Below are 25,388 nucleotides of genomic sequence, written 5' to 3'. Positions count from 1 at the left end.
ACCGGCGCTACCGTGCAGAGACCTCGACCCAGCGCCCGGCGCTGCGCGCCTGGACACTGGCGTCGTACATGTTTTCCACCTGCCAGCCAGGCAGGTAGAAGCGCCCGGCAAAGGAAGCATTCAGGGAAATCTCCAGTGTCCGGCTCTCGCCGGCATCCAGGCTCATATAGCTGAGCACCCGGTCATCACGAATGTCCTGATAATCCAGTGTTGCCACCGTGTCCTCACCGGCCATGCGCGTATTGTTGACCTGCCAGCCGCTGGGCAATACCTGGGTCAGTGCCAACTGCTCCTGGCGACGGCCCGAGGTATTGGTCACGGTCACACTGGCACGGATATCGGTGCCCTGGGGCAGTGCAGCGATATTCAAGGCCTGACCGTCCAGGCCGAGGAAGCGGGTCTGCAGGCGCAGGCCGGACTGAAGCGCGCTTTCCTGCCCGGCGGCAGGCACGCCCTCGTTGCCCAGCACCAGATACAACGGCCGCTCACTGTCGTTGCGCAGTGCCACTTCCCCCGCCTCGGAGGCCGGAGCCAGCCGGGTCATGCGAGCGGCTTCGGACACCGATGTCCAGGCCTCATCGCGTTGCCGCCAGGCAAAGGCCAGCCTGTCATCCGCCGCCACGTCACCATCAGTACCGTGGAAGCGGGCCAGCGCCATCAGCGCCCACGCCACCGACTGCGTGCTGTGCCATTGCTCGCCAGACAGCGTATCGGCGATCTGCTGTGCCAGCGCCTGGGCCTCGTCATGACGGCCACGCGCCGCCAGTACCGGCAGGATCAGGGACTGGTCCCGCAGCGCTGAAGCAAAGGTCGCATCGGGCTGCGCCGGAGCCGCCACGTCGGTGCGCGCATCCACAGTCAACGCCGCCGCCACATCGGTCATGCCCATGGCCTGATAGGCCGCCGCCAGTTGCCAGCGGGCCATCAAAGTCAGCCCGGCCTCTTCCCGCAGCCGGTTCATGGCGCCGGTCTCCGGTTGGCCGGCCAGTGCGAGGGTGTACAACCGATAGGCCTGATTCAATTGTCCGGTGCCATCCGAGGCCACATAGGCGCGCGCCAGTTGTTGCTGATGCTGGCGCCAGCGCGCCAGTACCTCCGCCGGTACCGCGTGCCCCAGGCGCCGGGCTTCCAGCAGAAAATGCCCGGCGTAGCTGCTGCTCCAGTCGTTGATATCCGCAGCACCGGGCCAGTAGGCAAAACCGCCATCCGCCATCTGGTAACCGCGCAGGCGATCCACCGCGCGCTGGATATTGGCGGCCGTGGCGGTCTGCGTGGCATCGTCGAGCACCAGCAGGCGCGGCAGATACAACTGCGGAAAGGCCGCCGAGGTAACCTGCTCCAGACAGCCATGGGGATAACGCACCAGATAGCTCAAGCGTTGCGACAGATTCAGCGGCGGCACGCTGCTGACTTCCAGGCTGGTGACATTGGTGCCCGGCAAACCATGGGGCGCAAAATCATAGCGCCAGGTATCGCCAGGGGCGACCCGCGCCACCACCCGATCCGTTGACGGCGGGTTCGGGCTACGCACCGTCATGTAAATATCCTCGCGAGCGCTGGCATCACCGCCCTGCGCACGCACGGTCACGGTACCGGTGCCAACCTGGTCGCCCACCGCCATCTGCAGCCGGGTAATCGTTTCACCGGGGCCGGAGAAGGCGACCTTGCTTTCACTGTCGATGATGCGGAACAGCGCATCCGCCTCCAGCGTGACCGTCACCTCGCGCACGGACGGTGCTTGCAGGAACAGGTTCACCGGCACGGTGACGGTTTCATCCGGACCGAGTACGCGCGGCAAGGTGGTCAGCAGCGACAGCGGCTCACGCACCCGCACGGTCTTGTCGGCGCGCCCGTAGCGGCCCTGGTCGCCGGCCACCACCATGACCCGCACTGCACCCAGATACTGCGGCAAGATAATCTCGTGCTCGCGACGACCATTGGCGTCCAGCTCAAAGGCCCCGACAAACTTTACCACCGGGGGGAAGCGTCTGCGCCGATTGGCTTCGTCATCATCGTCCGCCGCATCACTGCCGCCGATGGCGACCAGGCGCTCCAGCGCGCCGGCGAAAGCACCGGCCACCTCGTCATACAGATCCCAGGTGCGCACGCCCAGCGCCTCACGCCGGAAAAATTCCCGGTGCAGATCCGGTGTGCGGAAGCCGGTCAGGCCGAGCAAGCCCTCGTCCACGATAGCCAGTGTGTAGGTCATCGGCTGGCCATTGGTTTCGCGCACCTGCACCGTGAAAGGTGTTTGCGGTTGCACTTCATCCGCCACCGTCAGATGCGGTTCCAGATGCGTCGCCGGATCAGATACCAGCAACGGTACGATACCGAACAGGCGCAACGGCCTGTCGTTCTCGCGGCCGCTGTGAGGCTGGATCAGGCTGACGCTGACATACACATTCGGCGCCATGGCGGCCGTAATGGGCACCTCGAATTGTGTTTCGCCCGCAGCCACGTCCAGCCAGTATTGCCGGAGTACCCGACTGCCATTCTCGATACTGACGAGCGCCCGGCCACCTTCACTTTCCGGCAATTGCACCGTGGCTGTCTCGCCCACCTTGTATTGGTCACGGTCGGTGTAGAGCGTCAGTCGCGCAGGCCCTTCGCCACGGTCTTCCCGCGCGCGGCCCGCCCAGCCAGGCCAGTCCATATAGAAGACTTCACCGGTACAGTGACCGCCGTTGTTGTCACAGACACGCAAGAGATAACGGCCCCACTCCGGGTGATTGATACGCAGCGACCATTCGCCTTCACCCTCGGCGTTGGTGCTGACCGTACCGCGTTGCAGCGCCTGATGGCCGGCACCGCTGGCATAGCGCGCCAGGGACTCGCCGCTCTGATCCCACCACCAGCGCCATTCGATCTTGTACAGGGACACTTCCAGATTCTGCAGCGCCGCCGGCTCACCGGTGTTGTCCAGTGCTGCGATGCGAATACGGTGATCCGTGTCAGTCAGCAGCATGTTACGTGCCTCATCGCCAGCGGGCAGCCGCAGGCCCACATAGTGCGGCCACGGATGATAATCCTGACGCTGGCTCTGCACGCTGAACTGGCCGCCTTCCTCGAAGACACGGCTGGTAAAGGTCGCGCGCAGCATGCCCGGCGCCGCGGCATCGTGAACCAGTTTGATCGGAAAACGCACTTGCCCCTGTTGGTCCAGGCGCCCTTCGAAGACGGTCTGCTCTCCGCTGCTGAAGCTGCGCGCCGGGTCATCAAAGTTGAAATCCGTGAACCGTTCGAAGCGCGTGCTCGTGGGGGTCAACCGTGCCTTGACGTCCGCACGCAGCGCGCTGGCTGTGGCACCACTGAGCCATTGCGCGGCAAGCGTCACCTGAGCCGGCAATGCGTCCACGCGCAGCGCCTCGTCGCCAAGAGCCAGATCCAGACTCAGCCGGTTGGGGACCACGGTTTCAATACGCACGGCCCGGTCAAAGGTCATGCCGCCGACCCGGGCGACAATACGCCAGACGCCCGTGGGCGCATCTTCGGCGGTGCGCAAGGTGAAGGGATAGAAGTTGCCCACCGGTGCACTGTTGGTGCGCCGCTGCACGATGTTGCCTCGCGGGTCCAGCAACTCCAGCGTCACCGGGTGGCCGGCGGGCAATACGGCTTCCCGGTCTTCCAGAACAAACGTCAGAAACAGCGCATCACCGGGGCGCCAGACATCACGCTCCCCGTAGATATGCCCCTTGATGGCATTACGCACTTCCACGCCACCGACATCATACTGACTCACCGGCAGCGCCAGCCCACGGGACAACTTCAGATAGCCCCGGTCATCCCCGCGCCGCGCCGTGAGATAAAATGGTGTGCCGTCCAGTGTCGCCACCAACAGGCCCGAGGCGTCCGTGGTCCCCCGACCGATGCGTTGCTGCTGGTAATTGAACACCTCGATCTCGGTGCCTGCCGCCGCCTGCCCGTTACGCAATTGCGTTGCTGCCACATGCAAGCGGTTGTCGTCGCCCTGCTTGGCCATCAGGCCCAGATTCGAGGCCAGCAGATTGCGGCTATCTTCGATATTGTTGTCGCTGCCATAGATGTAATAGGCGCTGCTGCACGGATTGTGGCGCTCGCTCCAGGCGACATAGCCGCTGTTGTTGTACCACTGCTCGATACCGTCCCAGCCACTGCCCTCCATTTCGCCGCGACCGTCCCAGTTGCCCAGCGGACGATCCGGGTCGTTGACCGGCGACAGATCATCACAGCCGAACAGCACCTGATCCCGGTCAATGCTCAGGCTGACCTGGAACAAGGCACCGGGCTCCCCTTGCACCAGATCGCTGACATCCAGCAAGTAACGCTGCCATCGATCACGGGGCAAATCATTGAGGGGAATTTCACGGCGCCAGAGGTAGCGGCCGACATGCTCCATGCCATAGCCCTGGCTGACATCGTTGCTCTGCAGGAACTGACCGATATTGTTGCGGTAGACCTGCAGCGCCGTGACCGTCACCGCACGCACATTCACCGCTTCGAACGGCACGGTGAGATTATCGCTGTCCGGCAACACGACGCCCTTGCCCACAAACCGCACGCCCGGACGCAAACTGACAAACGTCAGTGTCTGCTCCACCGGTTCGGCCAGCCTGCCACCCGCCTCGCTGCGCAGACCGGGCTCAAGTCGCAGCACGGTTTCGCCGCTGTGCCGCTCCGGGGGATAGACATGCAACACACTGCCTTCAATCCGTGCGCTGGTGTCGTTGCCATTCAGGCGCACCAGCCCGGCCAGGTTCTGGTTTCTGGCCAGGGGCGCACTGAAACTCACGGCGATGTACTGGCGTTCTGCGGCCGCGATACGCACGTCCGTCACACTGAACTCATTGCGTGCCGGCACACGCACACTGCGCTCGCCTTTCTGTTGCGCGCCGAGTACCGCCGCATCCCAGACCAGCGTCACCTCGCCCGCCCGGTCACCCTGAGCAATATCGCTGATGGTGAAACTGTTGAGGCGCCCGCTACCATCCTGCTGCCAGTGCATCGGCAGCCTGCGATCCCCCTGGCGGGCAACCAGCACCTGCTCGATAACCGCCGATGCCGCACGGTCGATGGTCGCCAGTTCCCCGGCAAGCGTCATCGTATGCGGCTCAGCCCCCGGCGCCAGCCCCTGCAAACGCAAGTCCATACTCTGCGGCAGCGCCGTCACGGTGAATTGCCAGCGACTGGTGAGGGGCACGCCGGGCAGGGCCTTGCCGTCCAGAGAGACGGTGTAAACCTGCGCGGGCGACAGCGGTGCACGGGGCTCGATCAGCAACTCGTTCTCACGCACAAAGCGGGCGGTGACCTCCATCGACGGCGACAGGCTCACCAGTCCGGGGACCGGCGTGTCCAGCATGTCGCTGCCCACTACGGACCGGGAAAAACGCACCCGCAGGGCATCACTGGCCGGCACGCGCGCCGGAGAATGGCTGACGATGTAATCAGCCCAGGCGTCTTTCTCCGCCTCGCTCATCGGCCCCTCCGATGCCTTGTCAGGGCCGGAATCACAGCCACTGAGACACAACAGGGCAGACAGCAGACAGGACAGCATCAGGGCAGATTTCATGGGCGGGCATCCGGGCCGTTATTCTTCATTTTGAGGGAGGCGAGCAAGCTTCTGAACAATAGCAAGAAGGCGAGAGGCGCTCCACTGGCATGGCCCTGCCGTCTTGACTGGCCCTCCTGACTGGCAGTGACAGACGACCGGCGATGGCCGGTGGTACACTGCGCGTCCTGATTTACACCGTGGACCTGTCATGCCCCTGCTTACCTTGCGCAATATCCAGCTCAGCTTTGGCGCTGCCCCCCTGCTCAGTGACGTGGAACTCAGCATCGACAAGGGCGAGCGCCTGTGTCTGGTAGGGCGCAATGGCGCGGGCAAGTCCACGCTGATGAAGATCATCGCCGGTGAAATTCAGGCCGACGACGGCAGCATTGAGCAGGCTCAGGGTCTGCGTGTGGCACGTCTGGTACAGGAAGTCCCCCACGACACCGACGGCAGCGTGTTCGACGTGGTCGCCGCCGGCCTCGGTGAAGAGGGCCGCCTGCTGTCCGAGTACCAACATCTGACGCGCGAATTGATGGACGGCGGTGACGCCGTCATGCAGCGCTTCGAAAAAGTCCAGGCGGCAATCGACGATCGCGGCGCCTGGGATATTTCCCAGCGGGTGGAAACGGTGCTCTCACGATTGAATCTGGATGGTGACACCGATTTTGCCGGCCTGTCCGGCGGCATGAAGCGGCGCGTGCTGCTGGCCCAGTCACTGGTGCAGGCGCCGGACATCCTGCTGCTGGACGAACCCACCAACCACCTGGACATCGAGGCCATTCGCTGGCTGGAAGACTTCCTGCGGCAGTACGAAGCAACACTCGTTTTCATTACGCACGACCGTGCCTTTATCCGCGCCCTGGCGACCCGCATCATCGAGATTGATCGGGGCAGCCTGACCAGCTGGCCGGGCAATTACGAACGTTACCTGGAAGGCAAACAGGCGGCACTGGATGCAGAAGAAAAAGCCAACGCCGAATTCGACAAGAAACTGTCGCGCGAAGAAACCTGGATTCGCCAGGGCATCAAGGCGCGCCGCACCCGAAACGAAGGCCGCGTGCGCGCGCTCAAGGCGCTACGCCAGGCCCATGCAGAACGTCGTCAACGCCAGGGCAACGTGCAGCTTGCCGCACAGGATGCCAACCGCTCGGGCAAGCTGGTGATCGAAGCCGAAGGGCTGTATCAGGCTTACGGCGAGCAATCCATCCTGCGCGATTTTTCGCTCACGGTAATGCGCGGCGACCGTATCGGTGTGATCGGCCCCAACGGCTGTGGCAAATCGACACTGTTGAAGATCCTGCTCGGCCATCTGCAACCGGACGCCGGCAGTGTTCAGCTGGGCACAAAACTGGACGTGGCGTACTTCGACCAGCTGCGTAACACCCTGGATGACAATAAATCCGTGATCGAGAACGTCACGGAAGGCAGCGACATTCTCACCATCAACGGCCAGCCCCGGCATGCCATTGGTTACCTGCAGGATTTTCTGTTCGAACCCCAACGGGCGCGGCAGCCGGTGAGCGCCCTGTCCGGCGGCGAGCGCAACCGCCTGCTGCTGGCCAAGCTGTTCACCCGTCCGTTCAACCTGCTGGTACTGGATGAACCGACCAACGATCTGGACGCAGAAACCCTGGACCTGCTGGAAGAGCAGTTGATGGCGTTCGAAGGCACCCTGCTGCTGGTGAGCCATGATCGGGAATTCATCGACAACGTTGTGACCAGCACGCTGGTCTTCGAAGACGGCACAGTGAACGAATACGTCGGCGGCTATCAGGACTGGTTGCGCCAGCGCAATACCGGCGGCGCGGCATCCGCTTCCGGGCTTCAGAACCCGGGCCAGAGCGCAAAGAAAACAGCGCAAAAGAAAGACACGGCACAAAAAAATGTAAAAAAACTGTCTTATGCTGAGAAGCTGGAACTGGAAAAACTGCCCGCCGAACTGGAAGCACTGGAAGCACAGATCGATGCCATGCAACAAGCGATGGCTGATCCGGGCTTTTACCAGCAAACACCGGCGGATATCGCAGATTTTAACCAGCGACTGGCGGCACTGCAGGCAAAAGCCGAAGTCCGTTTCGCTCGCTGGGAAGCGCTGGACAACGCAGAATCATGACCGGCATCCGGTTTTCCGGGGAACAAGCAGGCTTACTGCCACTCGAACCGGGATAATCAAGACAATACGGAGGAAGGTGGTATGTTCGCCCTGAGGGGAATGACAGGACCGACAAGCTCGACACCCTGTTCGAAAACCGGCTGGCTGCTGGCCACCAGCCTGCTACTGGCGTGCGTGGCCCAGCCGCTGCAGGCCACCGAGCTTGAAGACGAGGACCTGCCACAACCTGATCAGGTCCACATCCTCCCCGTCTCCCCTTCGCCCGCAGCAGAAGAAGCTGGTGACGCCACCGCTGTGCCACATGAGGACGGCTCCCCCGTCCCCTTCCATCTGCTGGGCGGCGAAGTCAAACCCGGCGCCATCAACACGCTCTACTGGTCACCGGAACAATCCTTCGCTTCCATTGCCACCCCCGTCCCCGTACTGGTAGCCCATGGCGCACGCCCGGGCCCGATCGTCTGCATGACCGCGGCTGTCCACGGTGATGAACTCAACGGCATCGAGATGGTGCGGCGGGTCATGTACCAACTGGAACCGGAAAAATTGAGCGGGACCGTCGTGGGTGTGCCGATCGTCAATCTTGACGGCTTTCGTCGCGGCGAACGTTATCTGGCAGATCGCCGGGATCTGAATCGTTATTTCCCCGGCAATCCCCAGGGCAGTTCAGCAGCCCGCATCGCCTATTCCCTGTTCGCCGAAATTGTCTCCCATTGCCAGTTTCTCGCCGACCTGCACACCGGGTCCCTGCGGCGCGTCAATCTGACCCAACTGCGCGGTGACATGACTGACCCGAATATCGTCGAATTTGCGCGCAAGTTCGGTGGCATTACCGTGCTGCACAGCGCAGCGCCCACCGGCACCCTGCGCCGCGCCGCCTCTGATGCGGGCATCCCCACCGTGACCATGGAAGCCGGCGGGCCCAACCGACTGGAAGAAAGCGCCGTGGACAGCGGCGTCCAGGCCATCGAAACCATGCTCGACAATCTCGGCATGCGTAAGGCACGGCGCTTCTGGGGCACCCCGCAACCCGTGTTTTACGAGTCCCGGTGGTTGCGCGCCAATCAGGGCGGCATCCTGATGTCCAAAGTAAAGCTGGACGAAAATGTGCGCCGTGGCCAGGTGCTGGGCACCGTCACAGACCCGATCACCAACACCGGCAGCGCCATCATCGCGCCTTTCGCCGGGCGCGTGCTGGGCATGGCAGAAAACCAGGTCGTGCACACCGGTTTCGCGGCTTACCACATCGGTATCGAGAAGGCGCCGGAAGAGGTGCAGGAAGAGGCGCGGGAAGAAGCACGGGAAAAAGAAACTCGCGAACCGGCCGCACCGTCCGAGCCCGCACGTCAGGAACCGGACGCCCCCGTTGTCGAAGAGGATGACGCCGAAGAGCATCGTAACGAATAGCTCCTGGTAGACAGAGCATCTTCACAGACCATTACAGGCCACGCCGCATACTGCATGTCGGTCAGACATCACTGCGGAGCGAGCCATGCCTTCCCACCCCTCCCGTGCTCTGCGCCTGCTGGCGCCGTTGAGCCTGCTGCTACTCCTGCTTGGCGGCTGCCAGAGCACCCGACTTCCCGAAATCCGCGACGCCGCGCCAGTAGATCTGGAACGCTTTATGGGAGACTGGTTTGTCATCGCCAGCATACCCACCGTGTTCGAACGCGACGCCTACAATGCGGTAGAACGATATGCCCTGAAAGACGATGGCCGCATTGATACCACCTTCATCTTCCGGCGCGGCGCCTACGACGGCAAAGAACGGCGCATGAACCCGGTCGCCACAGTGCGCGAAGACACCGGCAACGCCGTCTGGGGCATGCAGTTCCTGTGGCCGTTCAAGGCTGACTTCCGCATCGTCCATGTTGACGACGATTACAGCCAGACCATCATCGGCCGGCAAAAACGCGACTACGTGTGGATCATGGCGCGCGAACCACACATGGACGATGCCGACTACGCCGCACTGCTTGATTTGCTCGAGGATGAGGGCTACACCATCAGTGATATACAGCGCGTGCCCCAGTGCTGGCAGGCGCCCTGCGACCCCCTGTGAGCGTTTATGACGAGGCAGCAGCACCAGCAGCAACAGCGACAACACCGAACACGCCGCTGGCGCTGGTGGCCATCGGTATGCCTGTGCGTGCTTTTGTCTGCCTGTCAGCCCACAGGGCCGGAAGATCTCTGGCATGACTATCAGCAACGTCTCGCGCGACTGGCCGCGACAGAAGTACCTGCCGACACGGTGAATATCACCGTGCAACGCTACCCGCGCAGCCGGGATCTGCGCCAGGACGTTCCCGACCTGCGCACCGGTATGCGGCGCTATTTTGGCCTCGCCGAATGCGACATGATGGCGCTGGTCAGCGAACGCAACAGCAGCCTCGGACGGCTGCAGACGGCCTCCCTGCGCTTTGCTTATGAACTGGATTTTATCCAGCGCAGCGAAACCTGCCTGGCCGGGGAACGGCTTGCTGATGACGAGGCCTTCAACCTCTGGCTGTCGGAGATTTACACACTCAAGCGCGAGTCCCTGCCGGCACTGTATTTCAATGCCACACTGGGCTCGCAGGAAATGGCCGGCTTTTTCAGCACCACGGCGCGCCCGGCGGAAACTGCCGACCTCGTCGCCATGACAACGCTGGAGACAGCGCTGGGCCGCATCGCCCGGCTGGGCAGTCAACTGCGCGGCGATGCCCCTCTGCCCACCAACGCGGGCCTGCTCGAGCAGGACATCGCCACCCTGTCCCGCAGCGACACCGGCGGCAGCATATTGCAAGGCCTGGCGTTGGCCACCCGCGAATTACACCGCGCCGCTGCCATGCTGGAACAAGTCGACACCACATCCTTGTGCCCGCGCCAGCGCAGCAGCCAGCAAGCTCGCTACTTCCAGAATGTCTTCATCGACGTGTATGGCGGGCAGATCCAGCCCTGGCTGTCCCGGCTGGACCAGGCCGCTCGGCAATTGCAGGACACCATGCAACAGCTCGCCGTCAGCCTCCCCGCCGACAGCCCCGCCTTTGACGCCTGGCATGCAGCACATTTCTCGGATGAGGCAGGCTTGCATCACCGTTTTCGCACCGCCATGGCCCGGCATACCCTCGCCTGGCAAAACCTGCTGGCGGGCTGCGGTCTCCAGCCTCGCAGCACCGAGGGCGGCACCGGCCTTGATGCGGCGCCCGAGCGCCACTGAATTCCGGTCCCGGACTATCGGTACCCGGCATGACACCGCATAATGGTATGACTTACCAGGGAGGTAGCGGATGACCGAGTTCCTGCCAGAGCGCATACCCTTGAACATCTATGACGAGTTGCTGTTGCACCTCGACAAGCCCGGCTCACCACTGAGCCTGCAGATGGAGGTGCGCGTCAGCGGGCACCTGGACGAGGAGCGTCTGGCCAGCGCCATCCGCAGTGCAGCGACCCATCATCCCATGATGCGCGCCACCCTCGCCCCGCACAAAGCCAGCGACACCCAGTTGTTCTGGCAAATCCAGGACGCCCTCGAACAAGTGCCGCTGCGCATCATCGAGTGCTGCGACGAAGAAGCCCTGCATGAAGCGCGCACCGCCCTGCACAGCCTCTCCGTGCCACTGGCCGAGGCACCGCCGTTCCGCTGCGCACTGGCGCATTGCGGCGAGCAAGGCGATTTCTTCATGATCAACATGAACCACACCGTCTGCGACAGTGTGGGCCTGTACAGCTTCATGGTCTCGATCCTGCGCGCCTACGCCGGCGTCGCCGACCCGGTCTCCGGCGTCGATTTCATTCGCGCTCGCAATGGCGCACCGGAGACGATCCCGGCGAAATTTTCCGATCATCTGGCACGAATCAGCCGCTTGCTGGAAGTCATTGGCACAACACTCAAACCACCAGCACGCATTGCCGCTGACGGCATGGAAGACGATACCGGCCTGTCCTTCATGCCGGTGCGCTTCAGCGCCGCCCAGACCCGGCGCCTGCAGACCCTGCGCCACAACGGCGCCACCATCAACGACCTGCTGGCCACCGCGCTGCATCTGGCGATTGACCGCTGGAATACGGAGCACGACCAGAGCACGGGGCGCATCAGCATGATCATGCCGATGAATACCCGTGACCCGAGCTTCCGCAACGATGTCGCCAGCAATCTGTCCGTGTGGGTCAACGTCATCTCGCGCGCCAATGACCGCACCGACTTCGAGCATCTGCTCAATGTGCTCACCCGGCAGACGGCCGGCCTCAAGGAAAGCGGCACCATGGGGCTGCTGGTGGACCTGATGCGCGAGGTGCGCGGCCTGCCCGCCTGGATTCGCCAGGCAGTCCCCGGCCTGCTGCCGCTGACCGGCAACCGCATCGCCAGCACCACGGTACTCGGCAATCTGGGCCATGCCCGTATGCCGCTGCCGGGGGACAGCGCGCTGGCTCTGAAAGAGCTCTGGTTCTCGCCGCCGTGCCGCATGCCCATGGGCCTGTCGCTGGGGGCGGTGACGCTGAATGATCATCTGCACCTGTCGTTCCGCTACCACCGCCAGCAGTTCAGCCGCGAGGGCGCCTGGGCCTTTGCCGAAACGTTCCTGGATATCCTCAACGGTCAGGCAGGTGTCTGATTCGGGGTGGGTTTACATCGCTATTGGCTGCCCGGCGCATTTCCGGCGTCAGGCTGGCAAACGCCAATCAGCCCGAGGGCGGTACACTGGCGCCTCAGCTTCAGCATGGCTGAGGGCGCGGAAATTTGTCCCTTCCGGGCCTGGAGATTCTTCTCCGGACAAGCTCTCCCGAGCAAAAACCTGCGGCGCCCTCTGGGCGCCGTTTTTTTTGGCTCATCGCTAATTGACGAGAATCCCTCGTTTGGGGAGTTTTCCATTCTGGGCTGGTTTGGTGGTTGTGGCCCTCGGGGGGCGGGTACAGGTTTTCAGGACCCGCCGTAAACCCATCCCTGGGGGCTTGTGTTCGACATCCTTGTCTCACACAGTCCTGAAAACCTGTACCCGCCCCCCGAGGGCCGTCACGCGCAGCCCAGTTAAGAAGCCGCGAGCCAACTGGTGGTTTTGTTCTTCCAGAAAGTTGATGTAGCCACCGGACTCAGAATCTACTGCCAGCGTTGAGCCGGGGCATGCCCTGGAGGGACCTCTTTGGCCATGGATGGCCAAAGCGCGAGCGACCAGGGACGGCTTGAGCGGTCCCGGAAGGGCATGCCCCGGCTCAACGCGTACTTGATGGAGGGTGACCAACCGCGCTGGAGAGCGCCCCGCTATCCGATTGACACGCAATCACCATTGGAGACAGACACTCACGTCAATCCGCGACGAGCGCCTTACACCACCAACGCCGCAGAAGGCACATCAAGCCGCCCTTTGCTGTGACGGGAGAATTGCCCGCTCAGGAACGCCATCTGGTCGCCCCGGATACGGTGGCTGTTGATCAGCGCCAGATACTCCGCCATGTTGGGCACGAACGGCAGTGCCAGCAATTCCAGGCTGGACTCCTCCAGCAGACGATTGCCCTTGTGCTGGTTACAGCGCCGGCACGCCGCCACCACATTCAGCCAGTGATCCCGCCCACCCCGAGACGTCGGCACGATATGGTCCCGCGTCAGCTCATGGTCGTGGAAATGCCCGCCACAGTAGAGACAGATATTCTGATCACGCCGGAACAACGCCCGGTTGGTCAGCGGTGGCCGTGTGCGAGGGTGCGGATTGATGCGCCCGTTACAGGCAATGATGGAGTGCAGCTGCATCTCAGACCGCAGCCCGGTACAGCGGGAAATACCGCCCTGAATCTGATAGATGACATCACCCAGCGTCCAGGTGACCAACCCGCGCGCGTACAGACAGGCCGCGTCCTGCCAGGACAGCCATTCCACCGGCTTGCCGGCAATATCGAGCCTGAGAATACGTTCTGACATAGCCGCTCCCGCTCAACTGATGCGATGGCCCATCCGAACATGCACCACCCCGACCAGCTTTGAGCAAAACCATGACCGGAATGTGGCAGGCAGCACAGGCGTTTGCCCGATTCAGGCCGCCCCCTTGGCCGCCGGGCTGCTCAGATAATAACCACCGCAACGACACAACCACAAGCCTGCGGGCATGGCGGCGGCCGGCCGAGGCCGCTGGCCGCCGCAGACCGATAAGCGAAATTAAATGACCGGAAAGTCACAAATTTCCTCCGGCCTTGACCTGAGGTGCCCTACAATTGTGACAATCTCACCATTCATCAATGACAACAACGCTGCAGGGCGGTCTTTATGTCCTTTGATTATCTGATTATCGGCGGCGGCTCCGCCGGCTGCGTGATGGCCAACCGACTCTCCGAGAATCCCGGCAACCGGGTTTGCCTGCTGGAAGCCGGCCCCGCTGACAACAGCCTGCTGATCAGCATGCCGGCTGGCATTATCGCGCTGATGCGCTCCAACAAGCGCAACTGGCGCTATTACACCGTGCCGCAGGAAGCGCTGAACAACCGGGAGCTGTATATCCCCCGCGGCAAGACCCTGGGCGGGTCCAGTGCCGTCAACGCCATGATCTACACCCGCGGCCACAGCTGGGACTACGACCACTGGGCCGAGCTGGGCAATAAAGGCTGGGCATGGGAAGACGTGCTGCCCATCTTCAAGCGCAGTCAGAACCAGGAGCGTGGCGCCAGTGCGCTGCATGGCACCGGTGGTCCGTTGAATGTGGCGGATTTGCGCTACCAGCACCCGGTCAGCCAGGGCTTTATTGACGCCTGTGTGCAGGCGGGTATGCCGGCCACGGACGACTTCAACAGCGCCGAGCAGGAAGGTGTGGGGTTCTATCAGGTCACTCAGAAAGGCGGTGAACGCTGGGGCGTTGCCAAGGCCTATCTGCACCCGGCCCTGGAGCGGGAAAACCTGACCGTGATTACCGAGGCCCGCGTCAGCCGTCTGTTGATGGATGGCACGCGCGTGATCGGTGCCGAATATACCCGTCGCGGCCGTCATGAAAAGGTCGAGGCAAGCGAGACGGTGCTGTGCGGTGGCGCCATCAACTCACCGCAAACGCTGTTGTTGTCAGGCATTGGCCCCCGCGAAGAGCTGGCCCGGCACGGGATTGCCGTGCGCCACGAATTGCCCGGTGTGGGCGAGAACCTGCAAGACCACCCTGACATCCTGCTGGTGCAGCGCTCCTTGCTGCGCGACACGCTGAGCCTCTCGCCTGCGGCATTGCCGAAACATATCAAGGCGTTGTGGCAATACTTCCGCGACCGCAGTGGCCCGCTGACCTCGAACGTGGCCGAAGCCGGCGGCTTCATCAAGTCGCGTCCGGAAGAGCCCATTCCGGATCTGCAGCTGCACCTGACTGCGGCCATGCTCGACAACCACGGCCTGAATACCCTGTTTGCCATGGGCTGGGGTTACTCCGCCCACGTCTGCATCCTGCGCCCCAAGAGCCGTGGCCGGGTCACGCTGAACAGTGCTGATCCGTCAGACAATGCACGGATCGATCCGCGTTTCATGACCCATGAAGACGATGTCCAGGGGATGATTCGCGGCATGAAGCTGCTCGGCGAAGCCATGAAACAGGAGGGGCTCGCGCGCTGGCGCGGTGCTGCCGCGTTCCCGGAGCGGGAGCTGCAGACTGACGACGATTATCGCGACTTCCTGCGGCGCAAGTGCGACAACATCTATCACCCGGTGGGCACCTGCAAGATGGGTGTTGACGATATGGCGGTGGTCGCGCCGGACAGTCTGCGCGTGCACGGGCTGGAAGGGTTGCGGGTCGTGGATGCGTCGATCATGCCAACGCTGATTGGCGGCAATACCAACGCGCCGACGGTGATGATTGCCGAGAAAGCAGCGGACATGATGCTCGGCTGAATCGCCTCACGTCGGGCACGGCTCACCGCCGAGTCCGTGGCCGCGCGTCAGTCGTCTGTATGCAGGCTGGCGCGGAAGCCGCTCTTCCACCAGAGCCAGGCCACAGCGAGACCATGGGTGTTGAGCAGCAATGCCAGCACCCACTCGAACGCATCATCAATCTGACTGTACAGCGGATAAGCCACCACCGTGAGGATCACGGACAGAATGCCGATGGCCAGCGCCGTCTGGCACAGCCGCAACAGACGACGCCCCCATGACTGCCAGGCCGGCACTGTCAGCAGCGCCGCGCTGAGCAGCAGCTGCGCGATAAACGTGAGTGAGAAATAAAGAATCACGCCGGTACGGCGGATCATGCGAAATGTATCGCCGGAGTGGCCCAGCGCCAGGGTGTAAGCCGCCAGAAATACGCAACCCACCAGCCCCAGCCAGGGCAACCAGGCGGGCATGGCATTCTGCACACCCAGTTGCCGCAACCAGCCAGCACTCAGCCACCAGAAGAAGATACCCAGCAAGGCTGCCGGCAGCATCGCGCCCTTGAAGATGAAATAGCTACTGCCGTGTCGCCCGGTACGGCTGATACTCGTACACGCATCCCAGTAAGGCACGCACCATGGCACGTGCCCTTCCACCACCGACGTCACGAAAGTCACGTGTATGGTGAGCAGGGGAATCAGTCCGGCAGCCAGGGCAATGCCCCACAGGGGCAGCCCGGCTGCAGCGCCAACTCTGCTGTCGTGCATTGCCTGCCCTCCCGGTCATCCGGACCATCGCGAGCGTCGTGTAGCGCCAGTGATCAGCGTATCACCACGAAAAACACCCCACCGCCGCGATTGACGCGCAGCAACAGCGGCGCCTCCGGGTCACTGACAGACTCGCGCAACTGGTCCAGGGTTTCAATATCGCGACGATTCGCGTTGATGATCACATCACCGCTGCGCAGGCCGGCGCGCCATGCTGCGGCATTGCGCTCCACATCTTCCACCAGCACGCCCCGCTCGGCATGGTTGAGCTCGCCATCGCGCAGGTCACGCATTGATGCGCCCTTGAGGTGGCGGGACAGTGCTGCACCGTCTGCGCTCTTGCCACCCGTTTCACGAATGACGGCCACCACCTCACGGGGTTGGCTGTCGCGCAATATGCTCAACTGCACCTTTTCTCCCACCGGCGACAGGCCCACGCGATTACGCAGATCTGCCGCCCGGTTCACCGGCCGGCCATCCACTGCCGTGACGATATCACCGGGCTGCAAGCCGGCTTCCGCCGCCGCGCTGTCCTCGAGCACGCCGGTAATCACCACGCCCCGCTTTTCGGCCACATCAAAGGCTTCCGCCAACTCCGCGGTAAGGTCCTGAATGCTGACCCCCAGCACACCACGGCGCACTTCACCGTGCTCGATCAGCTGCGCCATGACATTCACGGCCATCTCGGTGGGAATGGCAAAGCCGATGCCCACATTGCCACCGGCCGGCGCGATAATGGCGGTATTGATACCCACCAGTTCACCGCGCAGGTTCACCAGTGCACCGCCGGAGTTGCCGGGGTTGATGGAGGCGTCGGTCTGAATGAAATTCTCGTAGCCGTCCAGCCGCAGCCCGGTGCGGCCCAGCGCAGAAACGATGCCGGAGGTCACGGTCTGGCCGAGCCCGAAAGGATTGCCGATGGCAATGACGAAATCCCCCACACGCAACCGGGTGGAGTCGGCAATGTCGATCTGGATAAGCTTGTCGGCATCGACCTTCAGCACCGCCAAGTCCACCCCGGAATCCATGCCGACCACCTCCGCGGTGACAGTGCGGCCATCCACGAGCGTGACTTCCACCTCATCGGCATTGCGGACGACATGGGCGTTGGTCAGCACATAGCCGTTATCCGCATCGACAATCACGCCGGAACCCGCGCTGGTGGCACGCCGCTCGGGCATCGGCCCGCGCTGGTCCGGCATATTGAAGAAACGACGGAAGAACGGGTCTTCCATCAACGGGTTCTGATGGCTGCGCACCCGGGTGTGGGTGGCGATATTCACCACTGCCGGCGACACCTCCTCCAGCATGGGCGCCAGCGACGGCAGCGGCTGGCCGTCCCCGGTGGCCTGCGGCAACAGGGCCTGCGCTGGCACTGCCAGCGCCATGCTCAGCACCATGGCCGACATCAGGCCGGAAATTTTGCTCTGGAACATCCCCCTTACCGGCGCCGGAGCACGCCGAAGCATTGCGGTACGCAAGATCGAGCCTCCTCAGTACGACTTCTCTGACCATCAATTCTGGATAACATGTGTGTGACCTGTCTTGCCGCAGCAAGGTTCCGGTCACACGGCGGCAGCCTCGGGCAGCACGGCAAACAGGCGCACCCGATTGTACTGCTGTGACTCCCCCAGATCCGGCCAGGTGGTGGCCGTAAATTCCCCCAGCCGCTGATAACCCGGTGGATCAAGATCCGGGATACGGGAGTCCGCCAGCACAATAGTGGGGGCAGACTGAAACGTCTCAAGCAACGACAGATTGTCCCGATCGTAGAGAATATCCGCTGCCGTGATCACCTCCGCCACCGGCAATGCTTCCTGCATATCGGCAACGATTTCCAGCACCACATCATTGTGCCGGGCATTCAACGCGATGGCCGTGCGCGCCACCGGATCAAGGTCACACGCCAGCACCCGTTTTGCCCCGGCACGGGCTGCCGCAATCGCCACGACGCCCGAGCCGCTGCCCACATCCAGCACCGTCTTGCCCGCCACCCACTCGGGGCGGGCAAGCAACTGCTGCGCCAGCACCTGCCCCGACGCCCAGCAGAAAGACCAGTACGGCGGCGCCTCCATGAGTGCATTGATGGTCTCCGGCGCCAGCGGTTCGGCACCCAGCGTATCCTGCAACAACCACAGCGACAGCGATGGCACCTGAGGCAATAGTGTGGGCACCAGCGAGGCGCGCGGCAGCAGTTGCTGCAGATGCGCATGCAATGTCGCCAGCGCTACCTTTCCATAATCGCCTGTCATAACCTGTCCTCAATTTCAGCCGGGCACTGCGCTAAGATAAACGCTTCGCCATCACCAGACGGTGCGACGCAGCATACCAGCGTCCGCCGCAGCGTCGAACGCTGTCCGCCACATCAGGAGTTCTGCCATGACATCAGCCCCGCGCCTGCCCCTTGCCGGGATCCGCGTCATCGAGCTCGGCCAACTGCTGGCGGGCCCCTTTACCGGCACCTTGCTGGCGTATTTTGGCGCGGAGGTGATCAAGGTGGAGCCCCCCGGCGGCGACCCGATTCGCGGCTGGCGCAAACTCGACGAGGGCGGCACGTCGTTCTGGTGGCGCAGCCTGGGCCGCAACAAGAAATGCGTGACCCTGGACCTCAAGCAGCCACAGGGCGTCGCGCTGGCGCGCCAGTTGATGGAAAGCGCCGATGTCGTGATCGAGAACTTTCGCCCCGGCACGCTGGAAAACTGGGGACTGGGCCCCGAGCATTTCCGCGACACCCATCCCGGCCTCATCTATGCGCGCATTTCCGGCTATGGCCAGACCGGCCCCTGGGCGCACAAGCCCGGGTATGCCTCCGTGTGCGAGGGAGTCGGTGGCTTTCGTCACGTCAACGGGTTTCCCGGTGAGCGCCCGGTGCGCCCCAACCTGTCCATGGGTGACACGCTGGCCGGTATCCATGCCGCCCTGGGCATCATGCTGGCGCTGTTCGAACGCGAGCGCAGCGGCAATGGTCAGGTCGTGGATGTCGCCCTGTTCGAATCTGTCTTCAATCTGCTTGAGGCGATCATTCCCGAATACGATGGCGCCGACCTGGTCCGGGGACCGTCCGGCTCCACCGTCACGGGAATCGTACCCACCAACACGTATCTGTGTGCCGATGGCCGCTACGTCATTATCGGCGGCAATGGGGATTCGATCTTTCGCCGCCTGATGACGGCGGCCGGGCGGGCCGACATGGCAGACGATCCGGCACTGGCCAGCAACGCCGGGCGCGTCGAGCAGGAAGCTGCGATTGATGACGCCCTGTCAGCCTGGTGTGCCGGCCTCGACAGTGCGCAGGTGCTGGCGGTTCTGGAAGAGGCACGCGTTCCCGCTGGCCCGATCTACTCTGCGGCGGACATGATGCGCGATCCGCATTTTCAGGCACGCGGGCTTTTCGAGCAGGTGGAAATCAACGGCAAGCCCTTGAAGATTCCGGCCATCCTGCCGCGCCTGACGGGCACGCCGGGACGCACCAATTGGCCGGGGCCGGATGTGGGCGCTCACAATGACGAAGTGCTGCGTGATGGTCTGGGGCTGGACGACACCACCTGGCAGGCGCTCCGCCAGGCAGGCGTCGTCGGTAGCGGAGACTGACCGGAGAAAAGACCTTACCAGTCGATGCGACGGGTGAGGATGTCCTTCCACATGACGAAGTCACCCGCCAGGCTGTACCAGGGGTGCTTGAAGGTCGCCGGGCGGTTTTTCTCGAAGAAGAAATGCCCGACCCAGGCGAAGCCGTAGCCGATCAGCGGCACGGCGAGCAGCCACCAGGCGCCCAGCGGCCCCACAATCACCGCCACCAGCAGGGCGATCACCAGGCTGGTGCCGACGAAATGCAGGCGCCGACAGGTGTTGTCACTGTGTTCCTGCAAATAATACGGATAGAACTCCGCAAAACTCTCGAAGCCGGATTGCTTGATGGTGGTCATGGGAGGCTCCTGTTACCGATTCTGTTGCCGATTCAACGGATCAGTATCAAGCATGACTGCCGGGGCGACTTGTACGCAACCGCTGCTGCAGGCAGATGGCGTGCTTGCGCGTCATCGGTTGTGCATTGGCGCCAGATTCATCGAGGCTGGCGCGGGCCGCCATTGACCGCAGGTGGCGTGCCATCACAATACAGGCCTCGGAACGCCGCTTAATCAATGGAGACACGCCGCCCATGGCCCTGTTGCCGCCTCTGCTGAACGCCACCTATGCCGCTGCATCACTCAGTGACGCCCGGGATATCGGGGCCGAAGCAGACCCTCGCACCGCTGGCCTGACGGCCAACAGCATCGCTGCCATTGATCAGGGGCTGGAGCGCCTCTATGCCAGCGGCATGAGCCCGGGTATCGCATTGCACCTGCGCCGCCACGGGCACAGTGTCTTCGATCGCGCCCTGGGCCATGCTGATACCGGCGCCGGCATTCCGCTGACCGTGGATACGCCGGTGTGTCTGTTCTCGGCCTCCAAGGCTGTCACCGCCATGCTGATCCATCATCTGGTGGAACAGGGCGTGCTCGATCTGCAGCAGCGGGTCAGCCATTACCTGCCGGAGTACGGCCAGGCGGGCAAGCATCGCACGACGCTGATGCATGTGCTGACCCACCGCGCTGGCGTACCGCGTATTCGTGAGCCGGTGTCTCCGGAAGATCTGTTTGATTACGAACGCATCATGACGCTGATGAGCCGCGCGGCCCCGGAAAAGCCGGGCCGTCAGCAGGCCTACCACGCCATTACCGCCGGTTTTGTCCTGGGCGAGATCATCACCCGGGTAACAGGCGAAAGCGTCAACCAGCTGCTGGATCGGGTGATCCGCAAGCCCATGGGGATGCGCCACTTCAGCTTCGGCGTCGTCAACGATCAGAACGCCCCGGTGACGGCCCCGGCGAAGAATGTCGCCACGGGTCTGCAGCTGAAACCCGTGGACACGTTTTTGCGCCATGCCGTTGGCGCCGGCTTGCAGGAAGTGGTCGATGTCTCCAACGATCCGCGCTTTCTGGATGTGACGATTCCGGCGGGCAACCTGTTTGCCACCGCTGAGGAGGCCAGCCGCTTTTTTCAGATGTTGCTGGATGGTGGGCGCTATGGCGACAAACAGCTGTTTCATCCGGACACCGTTGCCCGGGCCGTTGGCCGCACGGGGCGCGGCGGTCGCCTGGACCGCACATTGATGTTGCCGCTGGAGTTCTCACCCGGCTTCATGCTGGGCGCGCGGGCCATCAGCCTGTACGGCCCCGGCACACAGAACGCATTCGGGCACCTCGGATTCATCAGCATCTACTGCTGGGCCGACCCGGACCGCGCCCTGTCCGGCGCGCTGCTGACAACCGGCAAGGCGGTACTGGGCACGCACCTGCCGGCGCTGCTGAGACTGCAACACACGATCAACAAACAGATGCTCGGCTGAGCACACCAATCGTGAGACAACGATGGCCGAACTGATACTGCTGGCACTGGCACCGGTCTTTCTCATCTGCGTCGGCTGGGAAGCCTGGCATCTGCGCGGCCAGGGCAAATATACGCTGGTGGACACCGCCTCCAATGCGTCGCTGGCGTTGTTGCATCAGGTCAGCGATGGCGTATTCAATATTCTGGTGGCCACCGCCGCGTTTGCCCTGTTGTATGAGTACCGGCTGTTTGACCTGTCTTTAAATGCCTGGACCATCCTGCTGTTGTTTCTGCTGCAGGATTTTTTCTATTACTGGTTTCACCGTGGCAGCCACATGATTCGCTGGATGTGGGCCTCCCACGTCACGCACCACTCCTCTGAGCGGCTGAATCTTTCCACTGCGTTCCGTCAGAGTTTCACCTACCCGATTTCCGGCATGTGGCTGTTCTGGGTGCCCATCGCATGGGTTGGCTTTACGCCGTCGCAGGTAATTCTCGTGGTCAGTCTGAATCTGGCTTATCAGTTTTTCGTGCACACCGAAGTGGTGCGGCGGCTGCCTCGGCCGCTGGAGTGGCTGCTCAATACGCCGTCCCATCACCGGGTACACCATGCCCGCAACCCGCGCTATATCGACCGGAATTTCGGTGGCGTATTGATCATCTGGGATCGACTGTTCGGCACCTTCGTTGCTGAGCGGGATGATGATCCCTGTGAGTACGGCATCACCCGGCAGATTCACAGCCACAACCCGATCACACTGACATTGCACGAGTGGCAGGCCATGTTTCGTGATGCGCGCCGGGCGGGCTCCGTCGGCGGCGCTCTCAACACCCTGTTTGGCAAACCGCCCCAGCATCAATCCGCCAACGATCCGGCATCTCAGGATATGCCTGCTGACGGCCAGCGATTCACACACTCATCAACGACAGATCCGTCAATCAAGCGCTAGCAGCGCGCTCATTCGTCAGAGTTGCCTTTGGTCAGCCGGGACAACCGGCCGCGCTGCCAGAGCGGTTCTTCCGCAGGCGCTTTGCCCGCATCACGCAGTTCACGCCACTCTTCATGCAAACCGCGCCGCAAGCTGTAGCACATCACCAGCAGCACCACCGCGAACGGCAGCCCGGTCAGCACCGAGCCCGCTTGCAGCGCATCCAGCCCGCCAGCCAACAGCAGCGCTGCCGCCACAATGCCCTCTGCGGTCACCCAGAAAACGCGCTGCACCACCGGGGAGTTCTCAGCACCGCCGGAGGTAATGGCATCCACCACCAGCGAGCCGGAATCCGACGAGGTTACAAAGAAGCTGACGATCACGACCACCGCGACACCGGAGGTCAGCATCATTGCCGGGTAGCGCTCCAGCAAGGCGAACAGGGCCAACGCGTAATCTTCGCGCACCACCTCTGTAATGCCGCCTGCCCCGAACAGCTCTTCATGCAATGCAGACCCGCCAAACACCGTCATCCACACGGCGGTGATGAGTGCGGGCACGAGCAGTACCGCCGTAACAAATTCCCGAATCGTGCGGCCGCGGGAGATGCGCGCGATAAACATGCCGACGAACGGGCTCCAGGCGATCCACCAGGCCCAGTAGAAAATCGTCCAGCTATGTTGCCATTGGGTGTTGCCGTAGGATTCGGTCCAGGTACTCAACTCGATGAGTTCGCGCAGGTAGCCACCAAAATTCTGGATCACCGAATTGAGAATGAAGAGCGTCGGCCCCAGCAGAAACACGAAAATCATCAACAGTGCGGCCAGGCCCATGTTCAGTTCGGAAAGCCGGCGCACACCGCCATCCAGACCATTGAGCACCGACCACAGCGCGATCAGGGTAATCACGGCAATAATGACTATCTGCACATTGACGCCCTGTTCAACGCCCAGCAACACACCCAGCCCGGCGTTGACCTGCTGTGCGCCCAACCCCAGCGATGTGGCCAGCCCGAACATGGTGGCGACGACGGCCATGATGTCGATGGCATGGCCGATCGGTCCGTATATTCGCTCACCCAGTATCGGGTAAAAAGCAGAGCGCACCGTCAGCGGCAGACCACGGTTGTAAGCAAAGAAGGCCAGAGACAAACCGACCACCGCGTAGATGGCCCAGGCATGAAAACCCCAGTGGAACAGCGTGATGGTCATCGCACGCTTGGCCGCCTCCACGGTCTCGCCCGCGACGCCCTGCGGTGGCGCGGCGAAGTGATAAACCGGCTCTGCGACGGCCCAGAACACCAGACCGATGCCCATCCCGGCCGAGAACAGCATGGCCAGCCAACCGCGCGTGGTGAATTCCGGTGTGGCATCCTGCCCGCCAAGCCTGATCCGCCCGTAACGACTGAACAGCAGGCTGACAACAAAAATCAGGAAGATATTGACGCTTATGACGTAGAACCAGCCAGCGTAGGTCGCGAAGGCGGCCTGAGCGGTCTCGAAGGTTTCGCCCATTTCCTGGGTATAAAGAAAACTCAGCACGACAAACAGCACGATCAGCGCGGCAGACGCTCCGAAAACAATCGGCTGAATGGTCAGCTTCGAGGTCTTCAACACTTTCTCCTGTCAGAAATAGAAATCCAGGGTCAGGTACACCGCATCAAAGTCCCCTTCAACGATGTCACCGGCCCGATCGATGTCGCCGTTCTGCCTGAGATACTCCAGATAAATCCAGCCCGGACCATAGTGATAGCGGGCGCCCGGGGACACACCATACACGCTACCGGTACTGGCGCCACGCGTGCGGCTTTTCGCCGACGTTCCCTCAACAAAAAAGAACCAGCGATTCTGCTCATAACCCAGCGTGAGTACCTGGCGATCATTGCGTACCGTCTCTGCCACACGGGGCAGCTCCCGCTCCACTGTGAAGTATTGCGCGGCCATTTGCCAGGCGCCGCGTGTGTAGCGGTAATTCACTTCGGCGGCATAATGATCGCCATTGATACGGGATTCACCGCCGATGCTGCCCGACTCGTCCACCAGGGGGGCCAGATCCTGCAATCGGCCGCGTTGTGCGCTCAGGCCCAGGGTGTGGTGCTCACTGAGATGCCAGTCGACACTGCCCGCCAGCGTTTGCACTTTACGATAGGCCAGTGCGCAGTCACCCGGCACAGTGTCATCACAGACAGATTGCCCCCAGTGACCATTGTCATCCATGGTGTCGGTGCTGGTGCCACCAAAATCATCCGCGTGAAAGTAGCCTATCGCGTAACTGATGTTGCCCACACGATCATCCAGACGAATACCCACATCCTGGGTATCCCCGTAGCCACCGCGCAGCATTTCACCCGGCCAGAAATTCAGTCGCGGCACACCAAACGGCACATCCAGCTTGCCCAGCCTGACACGGGCGCTGTCGTTGAGGTCCTTGCCTGCCCAGGCATATTTGAAGCCGAAGTTATTGCCGGTGTGATTGTTGTCTGGCTGGGTGAAGGAACCATCGCCGAGCCGAAACTCGACACCGAAACGCCAGTCATCATACTGATCGTTGTCACTGGCATAGAGTATCAATGCCACATCGCCGGTCTCTCCGCCGGTGCGGCGATCCAGCGCATTGTTGTCATCGAAGACGTGGTTGAACCATACGCCACCACTGATCAGTGGTGCAGGCTGGGCATTGACCGGAGGTGTCAGCATGGATAGCAGCGCGAATGTCGCCCCGTATTTCACCACATGAAGGACGGCGCGTGCCGTGAGGAGAGGATGCGGATTTTGCCGATGCAACATTGCGCCCCCGATGCTCCGAGTCGATCGTCAGGATATGTTATTCAGAATATCCCCTGTCACTCGAGTCTCTTGCCTGGGAGGACGGTTGGCAAGTCTTC

17 protein-coding genes are annotated in these 25,388 nt (G+C 62.5%); 9 read left to right on the top strand and 8 right to left on the bottom strand.

Annotated features, from left to right (window positions below; all coding sequences use genetic code 11):
* Positions 1–7: 7 nt before the first annotated feature.
* Positions 8–5,545 carry an alpha-2-macroglobulin family protein gene (locus K8B33_RS10835; protein WP_223426337.1) on the bottom strand — a complete coding sequence of 1,846 codons (5,538 nt, stop codon included), beginning with the start codon at positions 5,543–5,545 and terminating at the stop codon, positions 8–10.
* A 190-nt stretch (positions 5,546–5,735) separates the two neighbouring features.
* On the opposite strand from K8B33_RS10835, the gene K8B33_RS10830 reads away from it, so the two are divergent.
* The 5 genes from K8B33_RS10830 (at position 5,736) to K8B33_RS10810 (ending at position 12,232) form a co-directional block, all read left to right on the top strand.
* Complete coding sequence (locus K8B33_RS10830) at positions 5,736–7,640, top strand: ATP-binding cassette domain-containing protein (protein ID WP_223426335.1); 1,905 nt, start codon at positions 5,736–5,738, stop codon at positions 7,638–7,640.
* Positions 7,641–7,739: 99 nt separating this feature from the next.
* Positions 7,740–9,044: a succinylglutamate desuccinylase/aspartoacylase family protein gene (locus K8B33_RS10825; RefSeq protein ID WP_223426334.1), complete on the top strand. Its 1,305-nt coding sequence runs from the start codon at positions 7,740–7,742 to the stop codon at positions 9,042–9,044.
* 85 nt (positions 9,045–9,129) lie between these two features.
* Complete coding sequence (locus K8B33_RS10820; protein WP_223426333.1) at positions 9,130–9,699, top strand: lipocalin family protein; 570 nt, start codon at positions 9,130–9,132, stop codon at positions 9,697–9,699.
* A gap of 6 nt (positions 9,700–9,705) precedes the next feature.
* Positions 9,706–10,836 (top strand): DUF3080 family protein, encoded by a 1,131-nt coding sequence (locus K8B33_RS10815; RefSeq protein WP_223426332.1) that lies wholly within the window; start codon positions 9,706–9,708, stop codon positions 10,834–10,836.
* Positions 10,837–10,906: 70 nt separating this feature from the next.
* Complete coding sequence (locus K8B33_RS10810; protein ID WP_223426331.1) at positions 10,907–12,232, top strand: condensation domain-containing protein; 1,326 nt, start codon at positions 10,907–10,909, stop codon at positions 12,230–12,232.
* Between the two features lie 707 nt (positions 12,233–12,939).
* Here the strand turns inward: K8B33_RS10810 and K8B33_RS10805 are convergent.
* Positions 12,940–13,530 (bottom strand): HNH endonuclease, encoded by a 591-nt coding sequence (locus K8B33_RS10805; RefSeq protein WP_223426329.1) that lies wholly within the window; start codon positions 13,528–13,530, stop codon positions 12,940–12,942.
* A 342-nt stretch (positions 13,531–13,872) separates the two neighbouring features.
* Here K8B33_RS10805 and K8B33_RS10800 point away from each other — a divergent pair, with 342 nt between their 5' ends.
* On the top strand, positions 13,873–15,462 hold the full coding sequence (locus K8B33_RS10800) for a GMC family oxidoreductase (protein ID WP_223426326.1): 1,590 nt from the start codon (positions 13,873–13,875) through the stop codon (positions 15,460–15,462).
* A 47-nt stretch (positions 15,463–15,509) separates the two neighbouring features.
* Here the strand turns inward: K8B33_RS10800 and K8B33_RS10795 are convergent, their stop codons facing one another.
* From K8B33_RS10795 to K8B33_RS10785, 3 genes are all read right to left on the bottom strand, one after another.
* Entirely contained in the window at positions 15,510–16,205 is a 696-nt protein-coding gene (locus tag K8B33_RS10795) for a hypothetical protein (RefSeq protein WP_223426323.1), read from the bottom strand.
* A gap of 53 nt (positions 16,206–16,258) precedes the next feature.
* The gene (locus tag K8B33_RS10790) at positions 16,259–17,641 is read right to left on the bottom strand and encodes a DegQ family serine endoprotease (protein ID WP_223426321.1); all 1,383 of its coding nucleotides are present in this window, start codon (positions 17,639–17,641) and stop codon (positions 16,259–16,261) included.
* Positions 17,642–17,770: 129 nt separating this feature from the next.
* On the bottom strand, positions 17,771–18,457 hold the full coding sequence (locus K8B33_RS10785) for a class I SAM-dependent methyltransferase (protein ID WP_317846219.1): 687 nt from the start codon (positions 18,455–18,457) through the stop codon (positions 17,771–17,773).
* 127 nt (positions 18,458–18,584) lie between these two features.
* Here K8B33_RS10785 and K8B33_RS10780 point away from each other — a divergent pair, with 127 nt between their 5' ends.
* A complete protein-coding gene (locus tag K8B33_RS10780; RefSeq protein WP_223426319.1) occupies positions 18,585–19,796 on the top strand; it encodes a CaiB/BaiF CoA transferase family protein in 1,212 nt (403 codons plus the stop codon).
* Positions 19,797–19,810: 14 nt separating this feature from the next.
* On the opposite strand, the gene K8B33_RS10775 is transcribed toward K8B33_RS10780, so the two are convergent.
* Positions 19,811–20,131: a DUF962 domain-containing protein gene (locus K8B33_RS10775; RefSeq protein ID WP_223426316.1), complete on the bottom strand. Its 321-nt coding sequence runs from the start codon at positions 20,129–20,131 to the stop codon at positions 19,811–19,813.
* A gap of 233 nt (positions 20,132–20,364) precedes the next feature.
* Here K8B33_RS10775 and K8B33_RS10770 point away from each other — a divergent pair, with 233 nt between their 5' ends.
* Together K8B33_RS10770 and K8B33_RS10765 are read left to right on the top strand one after the other, a co-directional pair.
* Entirely contained in the window at positions 20,365–21,594 is a 1,230-nt protein-coding gene (locus K8B33_RS10770) for a serine hydrolase domain-containing protein (RefSeq protein ID WP_223426315.1), read from the top strand.
* Between the two features lie 22 nt (positions 21,595–21,616).
* The gene (locus K8B33_RS10765; RefSeq protein WP_223426314.1) at positions 21,617–22,525 is read left to right on the top strand and encodes a sterol desaturase family protein; all 909 of its coding nucleotides are present in this window, start codon (positions 21,617–21,619) and stop codon (positions 22,523–22,525) included.
* 8 nt (positions 22,526–22,533) lie between these two features.
* Here K8B33_RS10765 and K8B33_RS10760 read toward each other — a convergent pair whose 3' ends face one another.
* Together K8B33_RS10760 and K8B33_RS10755 are read right to left on the bottom strand one after the other, a co-directional pair.
* Positions 22,534–24,117, bottom strand: coding sequence for a BCCT family transporter (locus tag K8B33_RS10760; protein WP_223426313.1), 1,584 nt, complete (start codon positions 24,115–24,117; stop codon positions 22,534–22,536).
* A 12-nt stretch (positions 24,118–24,129) separates the two neighbouring features.
* Positions 24,130–25,200 (bottom strand): OprO/OprP family phosphate-selective porin, encoded by a 1,071-nt coding sequence (locus K8B33_RS10755; RefSeq protein WP_223426312.1) that lies wholly within the window; start codon positions 25,198–25,200, stop codon positions 24,130–24,132.
* Positions 25,201–25,388 lie beyond the last annotated feature (188 nt).

The sequence above is a fragment of the Alcanivorax limicola genome, assembly GCF_019931215.1.
GTDB lineage: Bacteria > Pseudomonadota > Gammaproteobacteria > Pseudomonadales > Alcanivoracaceae > Isoalcanivorax > Isoalcanivorax limicola.
This window is presented reverse-complemented; position numbering and strand designations above follow the sequence as displayed.